We start from the raw sequence: 15,913 nt of genomic DNA, 5'->3' as shown, positions 1-15,913 counted from the left end.
TCATTCACGCCATTTTGCCCAAGCGTCAGGCCGCGGTACGTGCCAAGCGCATGTGCAGCAAGGGGTAGGGCTGGCCCAGGCCGTCGGTGACCGAGCGGCCGACCACCTCGAAGCCTTCGTGCAGGTAGAAGCCCAGGGCCTGGGGGTTCTGTTCGTTGACGTCGAGGCGTTCGGCATTGAGTTCGGCCACGGCATGGCGCAGCAGGCGCTGGCCGACGCCCTGGCCACGGTATTCGGGGGCGACGAAGAGCATGTCGACCCGGCCATTGGCCACGCCGGCGAAGCCGAGGATGTGACGCTGACGGTCCTTGCAGCAGACCAGCATCACCGCATCCAGGTATTTGCGCAGCACATGGTCACGCAACACCAGAATGTAGCTTTCGGGGAGAAAGTCATGGGTGGCGCGGACTGAGGCTTCCCAGACCGCAACCAGTTCGGGGTAGTCGCTGTAGTGCGGGGTCTGCAGGGTCAGTGTCGGGCGCATCTGTGTTTTCCTCCATGAGCATGAAGGAAAACATAGATGCAAACGCGGGGTATTGCGTGGGATGCAGGGTTGCAGCCGTTGGCTCAGACCGGCTCGGCCCACATGTCGTACTCGTCGGCATCGACCACGCGGCAACGGACCTTGTCGCCCGGCTTGAAGCCATGGTCGCCATCAATGAACACGCTGCCGTCGATTTCCGGGGCATCGAAGAAGCTGCGGCCAACCGAGCCTTGCTCCTCGACTTCGTCGATCAGCACTTCGATTTCCTTGCCGATGCGCAGTTGCAGGCGTGCGGCGCTGATCGCCTGCTGGTGGGCCATGAAGCGGTCCCAGCGGTCCTGCTTGATGTCGTCCGGTACTTCGTCCAGGCCCAGGTCGTTGGCCGGGGCGCCTTCGACCGGCGAGTACTGGAAGCAACCCACGCGGTCGAGCTGGGCTTCGGTCAGCCAGTCCAGCAGGTACTGGAAGTCTTCTTCGGTTTCACCCGGGAAGCCGACGATGAAGGTGGAGCGGATCACCAGCTCAGGGCACTGCTCGCGCCAGTTCTTGATGCGCGCCAGGGTGCGGTCTTCGAAGGCCGGGCGCTTCATCGACTTGAGCACTTTGGGGCTGGCGTGCTGGAACGGGATGTCCAGGTACGGCAGGATCTTGCCGGCGGCCATCAGCGGGATCACGTCGTCGACGTTCGGGTACGGGTACACGTAGTGCAGGCGTACCCAGGCGCCCAGGCTGCTCAGGGCCTCGCACAGCTCGAGCATGCGGGTCTTGACCGGGCGGCCGTTCCAGAAGTCGGTCTTGTACTTTACGTCCACGCCGTAGGCGCTGGTGTCCTGGGAGATCACCAGGATCTCCTTGACGCCGGCCTTGACCAGGCGCTCGGCCTCGCTCAGCACTTCACCCACCGGGCGGCTGACCAGCTTGCCGCGCATCGACGGGATGATGCAGAAGCTGCAGCTGTGGTTGCAGCCTTCGGAAATCTTCAGGTAGGCGTAGTGGCGCGGGGTCAGCTTGACGCCCTGTGGCGGCACCAGGTCGATCAGCGGGTTGTGGTCCTGGCGCGGCGGCACCACTTCGTGCACGGCGTTGACCACTTGCTCGTACTGCTGCGGGCCACTCACCGACAGCACGCTTGGGTGCACGTCACGGATGTTGCCTTCTTCGACGCCCATGCAGCCGGTCACGATGACCTTGCCGTTTTCCTTGATCGCCTCGCCGATGACTTCCAGCGACTCGGCCTTGGCGCTGTCGATGAAGCCGCAGGTGTTGACCACCACCACGTCGGCGTCCTCGTAGGTGGGCACGACTTCATAGCCTTCCATGCGCAGCTGGGTAAGGATGCGCTCGGAATCGACCAGGGCCTTGGGGCAACCCAGCGAAACGAAGCCGACCTTGGGGATGGCGTTGGTGGTGGACATGACTAACCTCGGTATTGAATGCAGCCCGCCCGGCCGGTAACGGGGGCGATCCTGGCGGGCGCTTTGGGCGCCTCTGATCAAAAAGTGCGCAATTCTAGCGAGCGCAAAGGCGCTTGACCAGCACAAATGCGACGAACGCTGTGCTATTGCTGATGGCTCCAGGCAGCCGTGCTGGCGGCGCTGCCTGAGCCGCCCCGACGAGGCGCCTACGCGGGGCTGTTGCGAATGGGCCGGGGCAGTTAGGCGTTGGGCGATGGGGTTATTCGCACGCTTGTCCAACTTTATGCGAGACCACCTTGGACATGCCGACCCCGAGCGCCTGCAGTACCTTCAGTACGGTGGAGAGTTTCGGGTCACCACCTGCCGCGAGCGAGCGGTAAAGGTTCGGGCGTGCCAGCCCCGTGTTTTGCGAGAGGTTGCTCATGCCGCCACGTGCCTCGGCGATACGTCGAATGGCGAGAAGGAAGGTGTCCTCACCACCCGGTTCGTCGATGTCCTCGAGCGCGGCCGCGAGGTACTCGATGGCAAAGTCCTCGTCTTCGCGCAGCATGCTGAGCACGCTGTCTTCGTGAGAGCGGGTACGGGCAGTCATTTCAGTTCACCTTGTGACATTTCCAGAGGGCCTTGGCCTGATCGATGTCCCTTTGCTGTTTGTCTTTGGCGCCGCCGCCCAGCAGGAAAATGACCTTGCGACCCTGGACCGCGTAGTAGACGCGAAAGCCAGGCCCAAAATTGATCTTCATTTCAAAGACGCCATCACCTACTGGCTCAACGTCGCCGAAGTGGCCAAGGGATGCGCGGTCCACCCGTGTAGTGATCTTGGCTTTGCAGCGCTTGTCGCGCACGGTATCGAGCCAGGCCTGGTAGATGTCCACTCCATTGGATGACAGGACATGCTCCACTTCATACATGCAGAATGTACCTTAAAAAAGACAAATGGGTGATTGCATATTTTTATCGCCCTGGGCGCATCCCTAAAAAGAAACGAACACCCGCCGACTTCGGAAAAGTCTAGTGACTGCCCTGAAGCGAGGTGGTCGAAAGCGCAGGCGAGAGTTGAACTGATTGTTACCGGGCCAGAACTGGTGTTGCAGGTTCGGTAGTGGGCTAACCTCGCTAATGCATGCTGGCCAGCAGGTGAGCCACGACGTCGAGCTTGAGCAGCAGAAATACGCCGTACGCTGCGCTATGCTTCGCGCCGTTGCGTCGGGGCACCAGTCAGGCCCCGCGCCCAAGTGAATTCAACGGGTCTTCAAAGGCCTTCTGCGGGAGTGGTCGATGGTTCAGGCAAGCAGTCACGCCGAGGGCGGGCAGGGGGCTACACGCTCGTTCGGCCTGCTGGTGGCAGCTGTTGGGGTGGTCTATGGCGATATCGGTACCAGCCCGTTGTACACCCTCAAAGAGGTCTTCACCGGCGGCTACGGGGTGCCGGTCAACCATGACGGCGTGCTGGGGATTCTCTCGCTGATCCTCTGGTCGCTGCTGTGGGTAGTGTCGTTCAAGTACGTGATGTTCATCCTGCGCGCCGACAACCAGGGCGAGGGCGGCACCATGGCCCTGACCGCGCTGGCGCGGCGGGCCACGGCCAATTACCCGAAGCTGCGCACGTTGATGGTGATCTGCGGGTTGATTGGCGCCTCGCTGTTCTACGGCGACAGCATGATCACCCCGGCGGTGTCGGTGCTGTCGGCGGTGGAGGGCATGGGCCTGGCCTTCGATGGCATCGACCACTGGGTAGTGCCGATTTCGCTGGTGGTGCTGGTGGCGCTGTTTCTGGTGCAAAAGCACGGTACCGAGAAGATCGGCAAGCTGTTCGGCCCGATCATGGTCACCTGGTTCGTGGTGCTGGGGGCGCTGGGGGTGCATGGCATCTCCCAGAGCCCCGAGGTGCTCAAGGCCTTCAACCCGGGCTGGGCACTGAACTTCTTCATCGTTCACCCTGGCATGGGCGTGGCCATTCTCGGGGCGGTGGTGCTGGCGCTGACCGGTGCCGAGGCGCTGTATGCCGACATGGGCCACTTCGGCCGCAAGCCGATCGCCCGCGCCTGGTTCGCCCTGGTGCTGCCGGCGCTGGTGCTCAACTATTTCGGCCAGGGTGCGATGCTGCTGCAAAACCCCGAAGCTGCGCGCAACCCGTTCTACCTGCTGGCGCCGAGCTGGGCGTTGCTGCCCTTGGTGGGCCTGGCCACCATGGCCACGGTGATCGCCTCGCAGGCGGTGATCTCGGGGGCCTTCTCCCTGACTCGCCAGGCCATTCAGCTGGGCTACATCCCGCGCATGCAGATCCAGCACACCTCCAGTGACGAGCAGGGGCAGATCTACATTGGTGCTGTGAACTGGACGCTGATGGTCGGGGTTGTGCTGCTGGTGGTCGGCTTCGAGTCGTCCGGCGCCTTGGCGGCGGCCTACGGCGTGGCGGTAACGGGCACCATGTTGATGACCACCATTCTGGTATCGGCAGTGATGCTGCTGCTGTGGAAATGGCCGCCACTGCTGGCGGTGCCGATTTTGGTCGGTTTCCTGTTGGTGGACGGCCTGTTCTTTGCCGCCAATGTGCCAAAAATCGTCCAGGGCGGCGCCTTCCCGGTGCTGGCCGGTGGGGTGCTGTTCTTGCTGATGAGTACCTGGAAGCGCGGCAAGCAGATCCTGGTCGAGCGTATCGATGAAGGCGGGCTGCCGCTGCCGGTGTTCATCAGCAGCATCCGCGTGCAGCCGCCGCACCGGGTGGAGGGCACTGCGGTGTTCCTGACTGCCCGGCCGGACGCCGTGCCACATGCGCTGCTGCACAACATGTTGCACAACCAGGTGCTGCACAGCCAGGTGGTGTTGCTGACGGTGGTCAGCGAGGACCGGCCACGGGTGCCGGAGAGCGAGCGCTTCGAGGTGGAGGCCTATGGCGACGGGTTCTTCCGCGTGCTGTTGCACTTTGGCTTCATGGACGAGCCGGACGTACCGGCGGCGTTGAAGCTGTGCCACCTGGACGAGCTGGATTTCAGCCCGATGCGTACCACCTACTTCCTCAGCCGGGAGACGGTAATTGCTTCGCGTTTGGAGGGGATGTCGCGCTGGCGCGGTAACCTGTTCGCGTTCTTGTTGAAGAATGCCAACGGCAACTTGAGGTTCTTCAACCTGCCGCTTAACCGGGTGATCGAGCTGGGGACCCAGGTCGAGATCTGAGTGGGCCAGGGGCTGCTGCAGCCCCTGGCGGGTGACCCGTCCCTGCCAGTGGCCACTGCCTTGTGATAGCTGTGCGGGCCTCATCGCCGGCAAGCCGGCTCCTACAGGTATGCGCTGGTTTGCAGGCTTGCGATCCCTGTGGGAGCGGGCTTACCCGCCAAGGGCCGCATTGCGGTCCCCTTTACATCACTTCTCAGCGACGCTGGACTTGCCCTGGCGGGTCTCGATCTCGTCGATCAGGCGCTTGGCCAGGGCCGGGTAGTTCTCGTCGAAGTGGTGCCCGCCAGGCAGCTTCATGCGCTCGCCCACTGCGGTCTTGTCGGTGCAACCGCTTTCGTCGGTTTCTTCCACACCGTAGATGCACACCACTTTCGCTGCCGGCAGACGGGCCATTTCCGGGCCGGTCGGTGCTTCCTGTCCTTCCTTGCCCAACCAGCCCTCAACCTCGATTTCGAAGCTGCCACTGCGGGCGAAGGCCAGCAGCATTACCGCGTCGATGCGCTTCTGGTCTTCTTCAGGCAGGCGGTTGTAGATGGCCGGCAGCACGTCGGCGCCGAACGAGTAACCGGTCAGCACGAAGCGCTTGGTACCCCACTTCTGGCGGTAGTGCTGCATCAGTTCGGACAGGTCGGCCGCGCTTTGCTCCGGGGTCTTGTGCTGCCAGTAGTAGCGCAGGGTGTCGATGCCTACCACCGGGTAACCAAGCTTGGCCATCTCGCCGGCCACGTCACGGTCCAGGTCGCGCCAGCCGCCATCACCGGAGAGGAACAGGGTGACAGTGTCGGTGGTCTGCCCGGCGGGCACCTCGACCACCGGAATGGCCAGGGCGTTGCCGTCCTGGCCGACCAGGGCCTGGGTCAGCTGGGCCTTGAGCACCTGGGGCAGGTGGATGTCGTAGTCGGCGATGCTGGTCTCGGCGTTGGCCTGGTCGCGCACGAAGGCAGCGCTGGCGTCGTCCGGATTGTCGTTCCAGGCCACGTTCCAGTGGCCGTGGGCCGCAGACTTGGGCAGCGCGACCTGACAACCGGGTTGCTCGAGGTTGAAGTCGACCGAAATGGCCCGGGCCTTGTCGTCGGTCTGGCCAGCCAGCCAGCGCCAGGCCTGGGCAGCGCCTGGGCCGATACCGGCAACCACGGTGGGCTTGTCGGCCAGCTGGACCAGGGCCTGGTCCATTGCCACCTGCTGTTTGCTGCAGTCGGCAGCCGGCAGGATCACCTGCACCAGCTGGGCTTCGCCGGCCTGGCTCAGGTCCAGCAGCTGTTTGTCGGAGAGCGCCTGCTCCTGAGGTACGCCGATGGCCACCCGGGCTTTGGCGTGTACGGCGGGTGTGGCGCGGGTCAGGCTGCTGCCGTCGTTCAGGGTCAGGTGCTCCAGGCGCGCCTCGGGTGCCGGGCGGGTCCACAGCCAGAAGGCCGTGGCCCCGGCCGCAGCGGCCAGCACCAGGGGAATCAGTAGGTACAGCCAATAGCGTCGGATCATCAACGTTTCACCAATCCAGTCAGGCCGCCAGCGATCAGGGCAGCGGTATCGGCCAGTGCCACCAGCGGGTCGAGCCCGGCCGGCACGGCCATGTAGCGGGGTTCCCAGTCCGGCTGGAACTTGTCCTTGAAGCGCCGCAGGCCCTGGAAGTTGTAAAGCTGTTCACCGCGCTGGAACACCATCGAACCCAGGCGCTGGGTCAAGGGTGCGCCGCGGCGCGGCTGCAAGCCGGAAAGGGGGACCATCCCCAGGCTGAAACGGCCATAGTCATGGCTCTTGTAGTGAAGAATCAGGCCAACCATCATGAATTCCATGGTCAGCTTCGGCGCCTCGGGGTGGGCGCGCATCAGGTCCAGGCTGGCCAGCTCGTTGCTGTGGGTTTCCAGCAGGTTGGCGAAGGCCACCGGGCGGCCCTGGAAGCGGATCAGCGCAATGCGAAAATGCTGCAGGTACTCGGGGCTGAAGCGGCCCAGCGAGAAGCCTTTCTCGCGCACGTTCTTGCCAGTTAGCCAGGCGTCGGAGATTTCCTTGAGCTCTGCCAGCGGTGCATGGCCGGGTTCGTGGATCTCAAGGCTCAGGCCATCGCGCCCACCGCGGTTCCAGGTGTAGCGCAGGTCTTTCATCTCCTTGCCCTTGGCCTCGATGTCGAAGCGGCGCAGGTCGACCCGGGCCTCTTCGCCCAGCTTGATCGCGGTCAGGCCGATGTCCATGTAGAACGGCAGGTTCTCGGCGCGTACCTGGTAGAACACCGGGCGGGCGTGGTGCAGGTCGCAGAGGTCGCGGAACTGCCAGATCATTTCGGCGCGCTCCTGGGCCGGGCCGATCGGGTCGTACAGGGCCACCAGGCTGCGGCCACGGCGGCCGTACATCAGGTAGGCATTGTCGCTGGGGTGGAACAGCAGCGCCTTGTCGCCGGTCAGGGCCAGGCCGCCATCGGGCTGGTCGGATGCCAGCAGTATGCGGTTGGCACGCTGCAGCTCGTCTTCGGTAGGCAGGTGGATCACCGGGCGGGCGGTGCGCAGCAGCCAGGTCAGGGCGACGATCACCAGCAATACTGCGCTGCCTAGTGCCGCGCGCAGGCCACGCGGGGCATCGGCGTCGAGGGTGAACTGCCACCACAGCTTATGGGTGTAGGGCACGTCCTGGTAGGCAAACAGCAGCAGCCACACCGAGGCGCCGACCACGCAGGCGCTGGCCACCAGGTAAACCGGTGAGAACGGCAGCTCCAGCAGCCGGCTGGGGCGGTAGAACGAGCGGCGGAACAGCGCCAGCAGGGCAGCGGTGAAGCACATCAGGGTGGCTTCTTCCCAGTCGAAGCCCTTGAGCAGCGACAGCAACGCGCCCACCAGCAGCAATACGGTGGTCAGCAGCCAAGCCGCCGACAGGCGTCGGCGCAGGCCTTGGGCGAGCAGCAGGCACAGCACGCCGATCAGGCTGGCGCCGAAGTGCGAAGCGTCGATCAGACGGTGCGGGATCAGAAAGCCCATGTGCTCCAGGCGACTGTCGATCTCCGGGGTGGCGCCGGAAAACAGCAGTACCACGCCCGACAGGAACACCAGAATCGCCAGCACCGGGGCGGCCAGGCCGGAAGCGGCACGGATCGCTTGCTGGGCGAACAAGAGCCGGCGGGCTTCATTGGCCAGCAGCAGCACGCAAGCCAGCAGCAGTGGTAGCACCACGTAGATCAGCCGGTACAGCAGTAGCGCGGCGGCCAGGGGGGCGGCGCCCAGTTGGTTGGCGAAGGCGGCCAGCAGAATGGCCTCGAACACGCCGACGCCACCTGGCACATGGCTGAGCACGCCCGCCGCAAGGGCCAGCAGGTAGACCAGCACGAAGGCGCCGAAGGGCGGTGCTTCGGGCAGCAGCATATACAGCACGGTGGCGGCGGCGGCGACATCTAGCGCGGTGATCAGCAGTTGCAGCGCTGCCAGGCGGCCGTTGGGCAGGCGCAGGGTGCGCCGGCCGAACTGCACCAGCAAGCTGTCGGCCAGCGGCTGCTCGGCCAGGCGACGGCGGCTCAGGCCGATCACCAGGGCCACGGTCAGCACCAGCACGGCCACGGCGATACCGCCCAGCAGTGGTGCCGGCAGGCGCAGGGCGGTGGCGGCGCCCGGCAGGTCGCTGAGGGTGGCGATAGCGGCCAGGGGTGGCAGCGCGCAGCCCAGGGACAAGCTGGCGAACACAGTCATGCGCGCCACCTCGGCGGCGCCGAGCCCTTGGCGTGCATACAGGCGATAGCGTACCGAGCCCCCCGACAGCATCGACAGGCCGATGGCATTGCCAATGGCGAAGGCGCTGAAGCCGCCCAGCAGCAGGGTGCGTGGTGGTAGCTGCACTGCGGCGTAGCGGGTGGCCGACCATTCATAACCCAGCAGGATCACGAAGCCGACCACGGTGGCCAGTAGTGCACCGAGCAGCGACTTGACCGGCACGCTGAGGATCGCGTCGTGCAGGGCATAGATATCCAGCTCGCTCAACAGGTGGCGGCAGGCAATCAGGCCCATGGCGAACAGCACCAGGGTCAGGCCCAGGCCCAGGGGCTGACGGTACTTGCTCAGGCGTTCCAGCCAGGGCAGGTGCTGCGCAGCCGCAGGCAGTGCTTCGGTGAGCGGAGCCTGGGTGTCGGGAGTGGGGGCGGTCATCGGGTACCTCGTGCGGTGCGCGCGAGGTGAAGGCAGGTTACGGCCAAGTGAAAGTCCCTTTGGAAAACGAGTCCAGATATTACTCCGGGCCGAGTGGTTAATCTGTTTCAGGTTAGTTAAAGATAGTTCATCCAGGCGAGCGGAGGCACCGCAGGACAAGGCGGGGCGCGAGGGGAGGGGGAAGTGCGACGAGAAGGGCAACGGCCAGATGCAACAAACCCCGCCATCTTGCGATAGGCGGGGTTTGTTCTGACGAATATGGTTGCGGGAGCCGGATTTGAACCGACGACCTTCGGGTTATGAGCCCGACGAGCTACCAGGCTGCTCCATCCCGCGTCAGAGGTGCGCATTTTACGGGTACCTGGCCAAGTGTCAAGCGTTAATGCTTGATTTAGCAGAGAATTCTCGCAGGGGTAATCTTCAAGGCAATAAAAAAGGCCACTGTCGAAACAGTGGCCTTTTTTACTGAATCTGGTTGCGGGAGCCGGATTTGAACCGACGACCTTCGGGTTATGAGCCCGACGAGCTACCAGGCTGCTCCATCCCGCGTCAGAGGTGCGCATTCTACGGATACCTGGCCAGGTGTCAAGCGTTAATGTTTGATTTGGCGGAGAAATCTCGTAAGGGTAATCTCAAGGCAATAAAAAAGGCCACTGTCGAAACAGTGGCCTTTTCTTGAATCTGGTTGCGGGAGCCGGATTTGAACCGACGACCTTCGGGTTATGAGCCCGACGAGCTACCAGGCTGCTCCATCCCGCGCCTGTGAGATCGAATTCTACGGATTTGCTTCCCTGTGTCAAGCAATAAATCGAAAAAACTCTTTTTCGTTCAATCTGTTAGCGTGCCGAATCTGCAGGCGGCTCAGTGCTGGCGGGGCTTGCAGGCCGATTATCGCTGGCAGGCTGTTTCGCAGGTAGGTGCATGGAGTACTATCTGTATGAATTTACAGTAGTGCCTGTCGTCCATGCCCCAGCGCAAGATCATCCACATTGATTGTGACTGTTTCTACGCAGCCATCGAGATGCGTGATGACCCGCGCCTGGCCGGCCGGCCCATGGCTGTGGGCGGTCAGCCGGGCCAGCGTGGCGTCATTGCCACTTGCAACTACGAGGCGCGGGCTTACGGCGTGCGTTCGGCGATGGCGTCGGGGCATGCATTGAAGCTGTGCCCTGACCTTGAAATCGTCAAACCGCGTTTCGAAGCCTATAAAGAAGCCTCGCGGGAGATCCATACGATCTTTCGTGATTACACCGACCTGATCGAGCCGCTGTCGTTGGACGAGGCTTACCTGGATGTCACCGATAGCCAGTGGTTTGCCGGCAGCGCCACGCGCATCGCCGAAGACATCCGCAAACGGGTCGCCCGGCAATTGCATATCACGGTGTCAGCAGGGGTCGCCCCCAACAAGTTCCTGGCCAAGATCGCCAGCGACTGGCGCAAGCCCAACGGCCTGTTTGTCATCACGCCCGATCAGGTGGAAGCCTTCGTTGCCGAGTTGCCGGTCGCCCGCCTGCATGGTGTAGGCAAGGTGACGGCCGAGAAGCTCTCGCGCCTGGGTATTGATACCTGCCTGTCGCTGCGCGAATGGTCACGGCTGGCGCTGGTGCGCGAGTTCGGCAGTTTCGGTGAGCGCTTGTGGGGGCTGGCGCGGGGTATCGACGAGCGTGCGGTGCACAACGATAGCCGTCGGCAATCGGTCAGCGTGGAGAACACCTACGACCATGACCTGCCAGACTTGCCCAGCTGCCTTGAGAAGCTGCCCGACCTGCTGGCGAGCCTGAACGAACGGATTGCCCGCATGGACAGCAGTTACCGCCCGGACAAACCCTTCGTGAAGGTGAAGTTCCACGACTTCAGCCAGACGACCATGGAGCAGGCCGGGGCAGGGCGTGACCTGGACAGTTACCGACAGTTGCTCAGCCAGGCGTTTGCCCGGGGCGGCAAGCCGGTACGGCTGTTGGGGGTAGGGGTGAGGTTGCGGGATTTGCGCGGGGCTCATGAACAGCTGGAGCTGTTCGGGGAGTTGTAACGGTCTCATCGCCGACAAGGTGCCGCCCCCTTGTCGGAGCCGGATTGTCGGCGATGAGGTCGTTGCAGGCGATTACTGTACGCCCGGGTCTGCCACCAGTCGCCCGGTGGCCTTGGTCAGGCTTTTGACGAACTCCTGCTGCAACTCCGGGTCGTTGCGGGTCAGCTCGATCAGGCTCTGCTCCAGCTCGCTGGCTTCTTCTTCCAGGCCCAGCTCCGACAGGCGCTTGACCCGGTGTACCCACTGGCCGACGTCGTCATCTTCGAGGTCGTCGAAGATCAGCTCATGGGCTTCGAGCAGCTTGCCGCGCAGATTGCCGCTGACCAGCAGGCTGGCATCGCCGCGTACGCCGTTATCCTCGTCGACCACCTGCAGGTGCAAGGTGCCGACGTGGTTGAGGTTCTGCTCGGAGAACGGGCTGTCCAACAGGTTCAGGCGCAGCACGCCGTTCTTGTCGGTGGTCAGCTCGTGGGTCATCTTGCCGGCCTTGACCTCCACCAGTCGCTCGTTCCACGGCAGGCTGGTGAATTCCTCACGCTTGCCTTTCTCGACTTCGTCGATCCCGGCCAGGTTCTGCTGGGCGCGGCCGTTGGACTGCACGTTCATGAACGGGTTGAGCCCGGCCACGCCATAGCTGAGCCAGTCGTGGGTCACGCTGTCGGGCAGGTTACCCAGGGCGAACACGTTGACCACGTTGGCGCCGACGCCGGCGACCACCGCCACCGCGCCCAGCGGGATCTCGTAGATCTCCCGCCAGGGTTGGTAGGGCGTGTAGCGGTCGTAACGGCGGGTCACCTCGAACTCGGTGACCTCGAAGCGCTTCTGTTCGTGAATGCGCACGCGCCGCTGCGGAAGCTCCATCACCTTCGGCTCGCCGATGTCGATCTGCAGGGTGTGTTCGAGCAGTTTGCGCTCGACGCGCTCCTCATGGTCGCTGCGCTGCGACATATGGTTGGCGCAGCCTGTGAGGAACAGGGCACCGCACAGTGCGGCGCCCCCCAGGGTGTAGGTACTTCGCTTGGACATGATCACTCGCGCAACGGGTTATCAGCGGCGGATACGGGCCTGCAGGAAGGTCAGCACTTCATTGAGCGGCAGTGCCTGCGCATCCTGCTCGGTGCGGTGCTTGTATTCCAGGTTGCCTTCGGCCAGGCCGCGGTCGCTGACGACGATGCGGTGCGGGATGCCGATCAGCTCCATGTCGGCGAACTTGATGCCGGGGCTGGTCTTCTTGTCACGATCGTCCAGCAGTACTTCGAAGCCCGCAGCGGTCAGTTCGGCGTACAGCTTGTCGGTGGCCTCGCGGACCACGTCGGTTTCGTAGCGCAGCGGCACCAGGGCGATCTGGAAGGGCGCCAGGGCATCGTTCCAGATGATGCCCTTGTCGTCGTAGCTCTGCTCGATGGCAGCAGCAACCACGCGGGACACGCCAATGCCGTAGCAGCCCATGGACAGCACCACCGGCTTGCCGTTTTCACCCAGTACCTGGCACTTGAGCGCCTCGCTGTACTTGGTGCCGAGCTGGAAGATGTGGCCCACTTCGATGCCGCGCTTGATCACCAGGGTGCCCTGGCCGTCCGGGCTCGGGTCGCCTTCGACGACGTTGCGGATGTCGGCAACCTGCGGGACCGGCAGGTCGCGCTCCCAGTTCACGCCGAAGTAGTGCTTGTCGTCGATGTTGGCGCCGACAGCGAAGTCGCTCATCAGGGCGACCGAGCGGTCGATGATGCATTCCAGCGGCAGGTTCAGCGGGCCCAGTGAGCCTGCGCCTGCACCGATGGCGTTACGCAGGTCGGCTTCGGTAGCCATGACCAGCGGGTCGGCAACCTGTTCCAGCTTGGTGGCCTTGATTTCGTTGAGTTCGTGGTCGCCGCGTACCACCAGGGCGATCAACTTGCCCTCTTCGGCGCCGCGCACGATCAGGGTCTTGACGGTCTTCTCGATCGGCAGGTTGTGGTTTTCGACCAGTTCGGCAATGGTCTTGGCCTGCGGCGTATCGACCAGGCGCAGCTCCTCGGCAGGGGCCGGGCGCACGGTTTCACGCGGGATGGCTTCGGCCTTCTCGATATTGGCGGCGTAGTCGGAGCTGTCGCTGAAGATCACGTCGTCTTCGCCGGACGAAGCCAGCACGTGGAACTCGTGGGAATAGCTGCCACCGATCGAGCCGGTGTCGGCCTGCACGGGGCGGAAGTCCAGGCCCAGGCGGGTGAACACGTTGCTGTACGCCTGGTGCATGCGGTCGTAGGTTTCCTGCAGGGAAGCCTGGTCGGCATGGAAGGAGTAGGCGTCCTTCATGATGAATTCGCGGCCGCGCATCAGACCGAAGCGTGGGCGGATCTCGTCGCGGAATTTGGTCTGGATCTGGTACATGTTGAGCGGCAGCTGTTTATAGCTGGACAGCTCGTTGCGGGCCAGGTCGGTGATGACTTCTTCGTGGGTCGGGCCGACGCAGAAGTCACGCTGATGGCGGTCCTTCAGGCGCAGCAGCTCGGGGCCGTACTGCTCCCAGCGGCCGGACTCCTGCCACAGCTCTGCTGGCTGGATGCTCGGCATCAGCACTTCCAGGGCGCCGGCGGCGTTCATTTCCTCGCGTACCACGTTCTCGACCTTGCGCATCACCCGCAGGCCCATCGGCAGCCAGGTGTACAGGCCGGAGGCCAGCTTGCGGATCATGCCGGCGCGCAGCATGAGCTGGTGGCTGATGACCACTGCATCGGCCGGGGTTTCTTTTTGGGTGGCGAGCAAATATTGACTGGTGCGCATGGGGAGCCGTGTCGATTGCCTGAATGTGAAATGACCCCGCATTGTACGGGGGCGGAACGAAGGCGTACAGAATGCAGCAGTTGTGCATTTATGTCAGCCAAGAAAAAGCCCGGCGATCGCCGGGCTTCTTCAGGTGCCGAGTACTGAAGCCCTTGGCTTACAGGATGCTCAGCGGGTACTCGACGATCAGGCGCAGCTCGTCCAGCGACGGGGAGCCGTAGTAGACGCCGTCGGCCGAACGGTAGGTGGCCTGGCGTACGCGGAAGCTCAGGTCCTTGGCCGGGCCTTCTTGCAGCACGTACTTGACGTCGATGTCGCGTTCCCATTCCTTGCCGTTGTTGGTGCCTTCTACGTTGGCACCAGTGCCGCGGGCATAACGGGTCATGAACGACAGGCCCGGGATGCCGTATTCGGCGAAGTTCAGGTCGTAGCGAGCCTGCCAGGACTTCTCGTCTTCGGCGTTGAAGTCGGAGCGGGCGATGGAGTTGGCCAGGAACACGGTGCCGCCGCCGTCCACGCCATAGGCGTAGTCGCCGTCACCGGTGACTTTCTGGTAAGCCAGGGTGAAGGTGTGGGCGCCAACGTTGTAGGCGGCCGAGAGGCTGAACGCGCGGTTGTCCAGTTTGTCGCCGTCGAAGGCGCGAACCTTGCCCGAGCCATCGCTCTTGGTGTCATAGATGTTGAAGTCGAACACCAGGCCTTGCTTGTCCGAGATCGGCAGTGCCCAGTTGACGTTGGCGTAGTATTTGCGCCAGTAGTCTTCGACCTTCGAGTAGTACAGGCTGGTGGTCAGGCTGTCGGTGAAGGCGTAGGTGCCGCCCAGAACGTCAGCTTCGGTCAGGCGCAGGCTGTCGCGGTTGGTCTCGGCTTGCCCGGTCAGGCTGGTGAAGCGGCCGGCGTGCAGGGTCAGGCCCTTGATTTCGTTGCTGGTGATCAGGCCGCCTTGGGCCATTTCCGGCAGCAAGCGGCTGTCGTCGGTGGCGAAGACCGGCAGGGCGGTGAACTGGTCACCCACTTTCAGCACGGTATCGGAGATGCGGAACTTGGCTGCCGCACCGCCTTTGGAGTAGTCGTCCTGGGAACGGCCGTCGCTGCCGGTCGGGAACAGACCGGTGCCGGCGCGGCCCTTGCCGCTGTCGACTTTCAGGCCCAGCATGCCGATGGCGTCGACGCCAAAGCCCACGGTGCCCTGGGTGAAGCCGGACTCGAAGGTGCCGAGGAAGCCCAGGCCGGTTTCTTCGGCGCGGCTTTGGCGGTTGCCGTCTGCATCCCGTTCGTTGTTACGGAAGTCACGGCTGAAATACAGCATACGGGTCTTGACGTTCAGCTTGCTGTCTTCGAGGAAGCCTTTGGACTCATCCTGCGAAGAGGCGATTGCCATTTGCGAAGTCCCCGCCGCAACGGCCAGGGCGATCATGCTCCACTTCATCACGCGCATCGTGATTTGCTCCTTTGGTTTTAGGAAGAGTACCGCTGCGCCCAGTGTTTTAATTATGAGGGGCAGCTCTTTCTTGTTATGTCGGCGAAAATGTATATCACGCTGACTATTGTTGGCGATACAGCTGAAAACAACCTTTCGGTAACTTTATGGCCGTGTCGCTTACGGTTATTTCCATGTCGCAAATCACACCCCTTTTTATTGGGGTGTACAACGCCAGCGCTGCCGCGCCCATCATTTATGTGTAAACACAAAGTAGGGCTGAAGGCTCCCTGGTAACTCCGATGCCGCTGTTGTTATTTGTCGCGCTCACCTGTCTTTGCAGGTGTCGTGCCGACTTGGCGTCAAACGAATGCAACAAGCATGCTCAAAATCGCGAACGTTTGATGAAATTTTCACAAACCCGCAGCGGGCAGGGCGAAAACCCCAGTGAATACGGGGTTTCGGGTGTCTGATGGTGTGCCACTGCTGCGCTTGTCTGAGCTG

Annotated in this window: 11 protein-coding genes and 3 tRNA genes; 2 read left to right on the top strand and 12 right to left on the bottom strand. The window is 63.1% G+C overall.

Going from position 1 to position 15,913, the window contains the following annotated elements; translation table 11 throughout:
* Positions 1-25 precede the first annotated feature (25 nt).
* The 4 genes from KSS93_RS23155 to KSS93_RS23140 form a co-directional block, all read right to left on the bottom strand.
* On the bottom strand, positions 26-484 hold the full coding sequence (locus tag KSS93_RS23155) for a GNAT family N-acetyltransferase (protein WP_217886139.1): 459 nt from the start codon (positions 482-484) through the stop codon (positions 26-28).
* Positions 485-567: 83 nt separating this feature from the next.
* Positions 568-1,899: a 30S ribosomal protein S12 methylthiotransferase RimO gene (rimO, locus tag KSS93_RS23150; protein ID WP_217886138.1), complete on the bottom strand. Its 1,332-nt coding sequence runs from the start codon at positions 1,897-1,899 to the stop codon at positions 568-570.
* Between the two features lie 259 nt (positions 1,900-2,158).
* Complete coding sequence (locus KSS93_RS23145) at positions 2,159-2,491, bottom strand: addiction module antidote protein (RefSeq protein ID WP_217886137.1); 333 nt, start codon at positions 2,489-2,491, stop codon at positions 2,159-2,161.
* Between the two features lies 1 nt (position 2,492).
* Complete coding sequence (locus KSS93_RS23140) at positions 2,493-2,810, bottom strand: type II toxin-antitoxin system RelE/ParE family toxin (protein ID WP_217886136.1); 318 nt, start codon at positions 2,808-2,810, stop codon at positions 2,493-2,495.
* A 367-nt stretch (positions 2,811-3,177) separates the two neighbouring features.
* On the opposite strand from KSS93_RS23140, the gene KSS93_RS23135 reads away from it, so the two are divergent.
* Complete coding sequence (locus tag KSS93_RS23135) at positions 3,178-5,076, top strand: potassium transporter Kup (RefSeq protein WP_217839906.1); 1,899 nt, start codon at positions 3,178-3,180, stop codon at positions 5,074-5,076.
* A 186-nt stretch (positions 5,077-5,262) separates the two neighbouring features.
* Here KSS93_RS23135 and KSS93_RS23130 read toward each other — a convergent pair whose 3' ends face one another.
* From KSS93_RS23130 to KSS93_RS23110, 5 genes are all read right to left on the bottom strand, one after another.
* Positions 5,263-6,555: a virulence factor family protein gene (locus KSS93_RS23130; RefSeq protein ID WP_217886135.1), complete on the bottom strand. Its 1,293-nt coding sequence runs from the start codon at positions 6,553-6,555 to the stop codon at positions 5,263-5,265.
* Positions 6,555-9,197 (bottom strand): bifunctional lysylphosphatidylglycerol flippase/synthetase MprF, encoded by a 2,643-nt coding sequence (gene mprF, locus KSS93_RS23125; protein WP_217886134.1) that lies wholly within the window; start codon positions 9,195-9,197, stop codon positions 6,555-6,557. The genes KSS93_RS23130 and mprF overlap by 1 nt, the downstream gene beginning before the upstream one ends.
* 259 nt (positions 9,198-9,456) lie before the next feature.
* Positions 9,457-9,533, bottom strand: a tRNA-Met gene (locus tag KSS93_RS23120).
* 136 nt (positions 9,534-9,669) lie between these two features.
* Positions 9,670-9,746 (bottom strand) — tRNA-Met (locus tag KSS93_RS23115).
* Positions 9,747-9,879: 133 nt separating this feature from the next.
* Positions 9,880-9,956 (bottom strand) — tRNA-Met (locus KSS93_RS23110).
* 205 nt (positions 9,957-10,161) lie between these two features.
* Between KSS93_RS23110 and dinB the strand changes: the two genes are divergently transcribed.
* Positions 10,162-11,226 carry a DNA polymerase IV gene (gene dinB / locus KSS93_RS23105; RefSeq protein WP_217886133.1) on the top strand — a complete coding sequence of 355 codons (1,065 nt, stop codon included), beginning with the start codon at positions 10,162-10,164 and terminating at the stop codon, positions 11,224-11,226.
* A 72-nt stretch (positions 11,227-11,298) separates the two neighbouring features.
* On the opposite strand, the gene KSS93_RS23100 is transcribed toward dinB, so the two are convergent.
* The 3 genes from KSS93_RS23100 to KSS93_RS23090 form a co-directional block, all read right to left on the bottom strand.
* The gene (locus KSS93_RS23100) at positions 11,299-12,252 is read right to left on the bottom strand and encodes a hypothetical protein (RefSeq protein WP_217886132.1); all 954 of its coding nucleotides are present in this window, start codon (positions 12,250-12,252) and stop codon (positions 11,299-11,301) included.
* A 21-nt stretch (positions 12,253-12,273) separates the two neighbouring features.
* On the bottom strand, positions 12,274-13,989 hold the full coding sequence (locus tag KSS93_RS23095) for a proline--tRNA ligase (RefSeq protein ID WP_217886131.1): 1,716 nt from the start codon (positions 13,987-13,989) through the stop codon (positions 12,274-12,276).
* Between the two features lie 157 nt (positions 13,990-14,146).
* Complete coding sequence (locus KSS93_RS23090) at positions 14,147-15,427, bottom strand: OprD family porin (protein ID WP_217886130.1); 1,281 nt, start codon at positions 15,425-15,427, stop codon at positions 14,147-14,149.
* Between the last annotated feature and the right edge of the window lie 486 nt (positions 15,428-15,913).

The sequence above is a fragment of the Pseudomonas xanthosomatis genome (assembly GCF_019139835.1).
Classification (GTDB): Bacteria; Pseudomonadota; Gammaproteobacteria; order Pseudomonadales; family Pseudomonadaceae; genus Aquipseudomonas; species Aquipseudomonas fakonensis.
This window is presented reverse-complemented; position numbering and strand designations above follow the sequence as displayed.